General features: G+C 61.2%; 4 protein-coding genes. 1 reads left to right on the forward strand and 3 read right to left on the reverse strand.

The window, feature by feature from the left end:
* Positions 1-2,524 (forward strand): TOTE conflict system archaeo-eukaryotic primase domain-containing protein (locus tag ACSSVY_RS22475; protein WP_454272246.1); only part of this gene is annotated, 2,524 nt, incomplete at its 5' end.
* Positions 2,525-2,564: 40 nt separating this feature from the next.
* Here ACSSVY_RS22475 and ACSSVY_RS22480 read toward each other — a convergent pair.
* The 3 genes from ACSSVY_RS22480 to ACSSVY_RS22490 form a co-directional block, all read right to left on the reverse strand.
* Positions 2,565-3,569 (reverse strand): tyrosine-type recombinase/integrase, encoded by a 1,005-nt coding sequence (locus ACSSVY_RS22480; protein WP_454272248.1) that lies wholly within the window; start codon positions 3,567-3,569, stop codon positions 2,565-2,567.
* On the reverse strand, positions 3,566-4,477 hold the full coding sequence (locus ACSSVY_RS22485) for a tyrosine-type recombinase/integrase (RefSeq protein ID WP_454272250.1): 912 nt from the start codon (positions 4,475-4,477) through the stop codon (positions 3,566-3,568). The genes ACSSVY_RS22480 and ACSSVY_RS22485 overlap by 4 nt, the downstream gene beginning before the upstream one ends.
* Positions 4,474-5,962: tyrosine-type recombinase/integrase (locus tag ACSSVY_RS22490; RefSeq protein ID WP_454272252.1), on the reverse strand; the 1,489-nt coding region annotated here is incomplete at its 5' end. The genes ACSSVY_RS22490 and ACSSVY_RS22485, both read right to left, overlap by 4 nt.

A 5,962-nucleotide genomic window follows, 5' to 3' on the forward strand; every position in this document is an offset into this window, starting at 1 on the left:
TGACGATCGGGAAAGCCTGCTTACGCGAGCCGCTTTCCCGCTTTATGCTGGACGGGATGGAAAGGATTGGGTGGAAACCGCGGTGGCAGAAAAGAGCAACATCGAGGCGGAAATGGCGCGGGTTCGAGCGCGTCTAGCCAATCTGGATGCCGAACGGCAGCAGCTTCAGCGCGAGATGGCGTCCCTCGAGGTTCGCCTCGCCGCTGAGCACGCGCCAGCCGTGAAACAGCCTTCCTTCGAGGACGCTCCGGTGACGAACAGTTCGCCGTCGCATGAAAAGGTCGATCTGTTCCGAAGTCTATTCGCCGGTCGGCCTGACGTGTTTCCTGTGCGGTGGGAAAACAGGAAGACCGAACGCTCAGGATACTCGCCTGCTTGTGCCAACGAATGGGTGAAAGGCATTTGCGGCAAGCCGAAGGTCAAATGTGGCGAGTGCCCACATCAGAAGTTCATCCCGCCGAATGAGTGCATCATGGAAAAACACCTGCGCGGTGATGATGGACGCAGCGGGGATTTTGTCGCGGGCGTCTACCCGCTGCTCCAGGGTGATACATGCTGGTTTCTTGCTGCGGATTTTGACAAGGCATCCTGGGCGGAAGACGCCAGTGCGCTGCTGGAAACCTGCCGAGCAAAGGGAGTCCCTGCAGCGCTGGAGCGGTCGAGATCGGGCAACGGCGGTCATGTCTGGATCTTCTTCTCAGAACCCGTGTCCGCCCGTCTGGCGCGCCAGCTCGGATCGGTTTTGATCACGGAAACGATGGAAAGGCGGCCGGAGATTGGCTTTGCCTCCTATGACCGGCTGTTTCCAAACCAGGATATCATGCCGCTCGGCGGTTTCGGCAATCTGATCGCACTGCCGCTTCAGAACACTGCGCGCAAGGCTGGCAACAGCGTCTTCGTGGACGCGGGAATGCGGCCATTTGACGATCAGTGGGCCTTTTTGTCTTCCCTGCCGAGAATGTCGGCGTCAGCGGTGAGTGACCTCGTCGAAACGGCAGAGCTTTCCGGGCGGGTGTTGGGCGTGCGCATGCCGGTGGATGACGAACAGGCGAATGAGCCCTGGAAGATGTCTCCGTCACGCCACAGCACGCCACGACGTCTGGATGTGCCCATCCCGCAAACCATCAAGGTGACAGTCGCAGACCAGATCTATCTCGACCGGTCAGAGCTGCCTTCGGCCATGATTGCCCAACTGGTCCGGCTGGCCGCGTTCCAGAACCCCGAATTCTATCGCGCTCAGGCGATGCGGCTGCCGACATTCGGCAAGCCGCGAATTGTGTCCTGTGCCGAACTGCATCCCCGACACGTCGCCCTGCCGCGTGGCTGCTTCGACGAAGCGATCGGGTTCCTGTCCGATCACGGTGCGACAGCCGACCTGGACGATTTACGTGCAGACGGAACCCGCTTGCCGGAGACGGTCCGCTTCCGTGGCGAACTTCGCCCGCCGCAAACGCGCGCGTTTGACGCCCTGGCCGAACATGATACCGGTGTGCTTGCCGCCACGACCGCATTCGGCAAGACGGTCGTGGCCTCGGCGCTGATCGCACATCGTGCACGCAATACACTGGTGCTGGTTCACCGCCGGGAACTGCTAAACCAATGGGTCGAGCGGCTGAAGTCCTTTCTGCAGATCGACCCGAAGCTGATCGGCACCATCGGCGGCGGCAAACGCAAACCTACCGGTGTGATCGACGTGGCGCTGATCCAGAGCCTGGTCCGCAAAGGCGAAGTAGACGACATTGTTGCCGACTACGGACACCTTATCGTCGATGAATGCCATCATCTGTCTGCGTCAAGCTTTGAACTGGTCGCCCGCAGATCGAAGGCGCGCTACGTCACCGGGTTGTCGGCGACCGTCGCCCGAAAAGACGGACATCATCCGATCATCTTCATGCAATGCGGCCCCGTGCGCCATCAGGTGAGCGCCAAATCGCAGGCCGCCGAAAGCGGCATTCACCATCGGGCGCGTGAACGTCACACGAGATTCCGTTTGCCGGAGCCCCTCGCCATGGCGGAGCGCCCATCCATACCTGCAATTTATGCCGCTTTAGCGGAGGACCCTGCTCGAAACGATCTGATCTTCGACGATGTGCTGAAATCACTGGAGGCCAAACGCTCGCCGATCGTGCTGACCGAACGGAAGGATCACCTCCAGTATCTTCAGGACCGGTTCTCCCGATTTGCGAAAAACATTGTCGTGCTCCGCGGCGGCATGTCCGCAAAGGACCGGAAGGCCGCGCATGCGGCGCTGACTGTCGATGACTATGAGGAACGGCTAATCCTCGCGACAGGGCGCTACATCGGTGAGGGCTTCGATGATGCGCGGCTAGACACCCTGTTCCTGACGATGCCGATCGCCTGGAAAGGCACGCTGGCGCAATATGTCGGCAGGTTGCATCGGCAGCATGACGGAAAGAAAGACGTCCTGGTGGTCGACTATGTCGACAGTTCGGTTCCGGTCCTGTCCAGAATGGCGGCCAAGCGACGAACAGGCTATCGGGCGCTCGGCTATGTGATGGAATAGCGCCCCGCCGGACGCGGGACGCCAAATGTTACGCGTTCAGTCAGGAACGCTGCGTGGCGATGGCCAATATCTGCATCAGCTTGTCCGAGGGTTCCCGGAACTTACCCGGTTTGATCAACGGTGCGTGATGGGCATCCAAGAGCGCGAGCTTCTCGGTCGGGTCCGCGCGCAGATACATCTCCGTTGTCTGGATGCTGGCATGGCCGAGCCAGAGCGCGACCTTGCGGACATCGCCGGTTGCCTGAAGTGTATGCATCGCACAGCTGTGTCGTAGCACATGCGGGGTGACGTGCTTTGCGGCGATCGACGGCGCCGAGCGTTCAGCTGTCACCACATGCTGCCGGAGCCTGTAGGCGAACCCGTCCCGTGTCATCTGGCGACCATCACGGTTCAGGAATAGTTCCGGCCCCGCATCGCCTGGCCGGACAGCCAGCCACGCGCGAATGGCGGCCTGGGTCTCTTTCCAGAGCGGCAGAATCCGCTCCCGCCGACCCTTGCCAAGAATCCGCACGCTGGAAAACGAGCCTTCAGGAAAATCGCCCATTCGCACTGCGAGCAGCTCGGACGCCCTCAAGCCCGCAGCATAGGCCAGGTGCAGCATCGCCCGGTCACGCAGTCCCCCAAGCGTATGGCGGTTCGGTGCGGCAAGCAGGGCCTGGAGTTCTTCCCGGGTCAGGTAGTCGATGAGCCTTGTATCCGTGCGCTTGACCGGCAGGGCTCGGATCATCAGCGCCTGCTCGAGACAGGCCGGGTGGCGATGTTCGACGAAACGGAAGAACGATTTGATCGCCGCCAGCCGCGCGTTGCGGGACCGGACGGAATTGGCGCGCCCTACCTCGATGTGCTCAAGAAACGCCCTGATCATCTGAACATCGAGGTCTTCGATTGCGAGTTCCGAAGGGGAGCGCTTGAGCCGTCCAGCGGCAAACCGCAGCAAGAGGGTGAATGCGTGGGCATAGGCTGCGATGGTATGTCGGCTTGCACCGCACTCGCCAGGAAGATGGGTTTGCAGGAAGGCCGAAAGATCGGGAGCGAGCGGGGTCATGCTGCACCTCCGATCCAGGTCTCTTCGGCGGTCGAGGCGATTATCTTCAGAAGGACCGGCGTGGCCTCAAGGTACCAATAGGTGTTGGCGATATCGACATGGCCGAGATAGGTGCTCAGGGCCTTCATGTGCCGCATGACCGCCTGCGGATCGTTCCCGCAAGCTTCCAGAGATCGCACCGCGAATGTATGGCGCAGATCGTGCAGCCGGGGTCCGGGACCAGTCGGAGTGCGATATCCGAGCTTGCGGACGATCCGGACGAAGACCACGTGGACCCTGGTCGCCGTCGGGGCACGGCCATGGCCGAGTACGAAAAGATCATCGCCGGGATTGCGCACGACGCCTCGGGCTTCGAGATACCGTTCCAGAGCGGCGCGGGTCGAGGCATGTATCGGCACGAGGCGGCTCTTGCCGAACTTGCCCTTCCGGATCATGAGGCCGTCGTCGGTCAGGTCGTCGCACCGGAGGGACAAAGCCTCCGAAATCCGCAAACCTGTCGATGCAAGCAAACCGATAAGATTGTGGTAAGTCAGCGGGCTGATTGATGTCAGGCCCGGCACCAGAAGCGCTTCCCGCATGATCCGACTGATCTGGCCCTGCGTCATGATATACGGGGCGGGCCGCCGCCGTCGTGAACGGCCCAGCAGATTCAACGGCGGTATCTCGTGATGCGCATCTTCCGCATGCAGGAATACGGCTAACGCCCGGGCTTGATCGACCCGGATTTGCACGGCACCTGGCGTCGAGGCGCCACCAGCCCATTCCAATATCAGGGTAGTTGTCACGTGGCTGGCTGATCGGTCTGCAGCGAAATCCGCGAAAGAGCGCAAGGACGTCTCTTGCGCGGCAAACTTCTTTCCAAGGGCGCGGTTCAGTTGAACGAAGCGATCGACATGGGAATGCATCATGATGCGCGCTCCGGCCAAGGCTGGGCCACACCTGCCAGCATCTCGATATCGACCTTGGCATAGATCGCGGTCGTATCACGCGAGCTGTGGCGAAGCGCGACACCGATCTGATCAAGATCCGCGCCGCCGCGCAACCAGGCCGACGCCAGTGAATGGCGAAACACGTGCGCGCCCGTCGGCAGACCGGTGAAACCACCCCGGGCAAGGACACGGGAAACGATCCCGGCGATCTCAGCAGAGGACCGAAACGGAGTGAATGGCGCCTGAATGCGCAGAAAGACCCTGTCCGTTGTGACGACCGGACGCACATCTTCGATATAGGTCAGCAGCGCATCCCCAGCATCCTGTGGTATTGGTAGCAAAACTTCGCGTCTGGCTTTGCCATGCAATCGCAACCGACTCGCACGCCAATCAATGTCTGACAGCCGCAATTGCCAGATGTCACCGGCGCGCAAAGCCAGCCGCGCGAGCAGAAGGAGTATGGCGCGGTCCCGTATCTCGACAGGCGTTTTGGTTCCACAGGACGCTATTATCTCTTCAATTTTGGTTCGATGGATCGTCGGTGGTACCGCTGACAGCTTGCGCGAAACGGCAGATGGCACAGCATACAGGAGCGACGGGGCGCATTGGTTCTGAACAATCGTGAAGCGCAAGAAAGCGCGCAGAACGGTCACCGTCATCCGCACCGAAGATCTTGAGCGCTCTTCGCCCTGGTTCAAAACGATCGAGCGGATTGCCGCCGCGTTGTAGTCCTTCGGGGTTGCCCCGAGGCTATCCAGCCAGCGGTTCGCTTCGTACAAGAAGCGCCGTACGGTCTCGTGCGTCACCCCACGTTCGTGGCGTAACCATTCCGAGAACTCGGTCAGGCGCGGATCGCAGGTGGTAACGCAGTCAGGCGCTTCAGGCGGGATCAGACCCTCATCCCTCAGGAACCGGACAAAAGCACGCGCACCACGGCGGCGGTTCTTGAGGCGCGAGCCCAGCATGTCCTTGCCATGTTTGGTCTTCTCCCCACAGCGGCAATTATGCCGTGCGAAATGATCGATGGTAGCCTCATCGATTCCGTGGGCCGGAACACGCATCAGCAGCGCCCATTCCGCGAAATGGCGGGCCTGAGTCAGCTGCGTCGAGTACGTCACCTTGCTATATCCGGTGGCGCAGAGCTTCTCTGCATGGGCCTCCAGATATTGCCCGAGCCGGGCGACTTCATTTGCAATGAAGACCACCCCGGTGGCTTCGAGATAGCTCAGGAATCTGCGTGTATCTGTGGCGTAGGCAGGCTTGCGCAGTTGCGCAGGGCTGTAGCGGCCGCAGCGGCAGCGATGGCGAAGGAACCGATCCACCGCCGATGCGTCGAGGTCTCTGGTCGGGATCTTCCGGGCGCGTGCCCACTTCAGAAAATGCCGGGCGGCACCCACGGCGCCCTTCGAGAGCCGGGGATTGTCTGCGAGATAGGCGCTGACCAGAGCGACGTCGTCGGCGCCG

This window comes from Roseovarius sp. MBR-51 (assembly GCF_053628575.1).

Coding starts and splice junctions, on each gene's coding strand:
- ACSSVY_RS22480 (WP_454272248.1), bottom strand. CDS start 3,569: ATGACCCCGCTCGCTCCCGATCTTTCGGCCTTCCTGCAAACCCATCTT.
- ACSSVY_RS22485 (WP_454272250.1), bottom strand. CDS start 4,477: ATGATGCATTCCCATGTCGATCGCTTCGTTCAACTGAACCGCGCCCTT.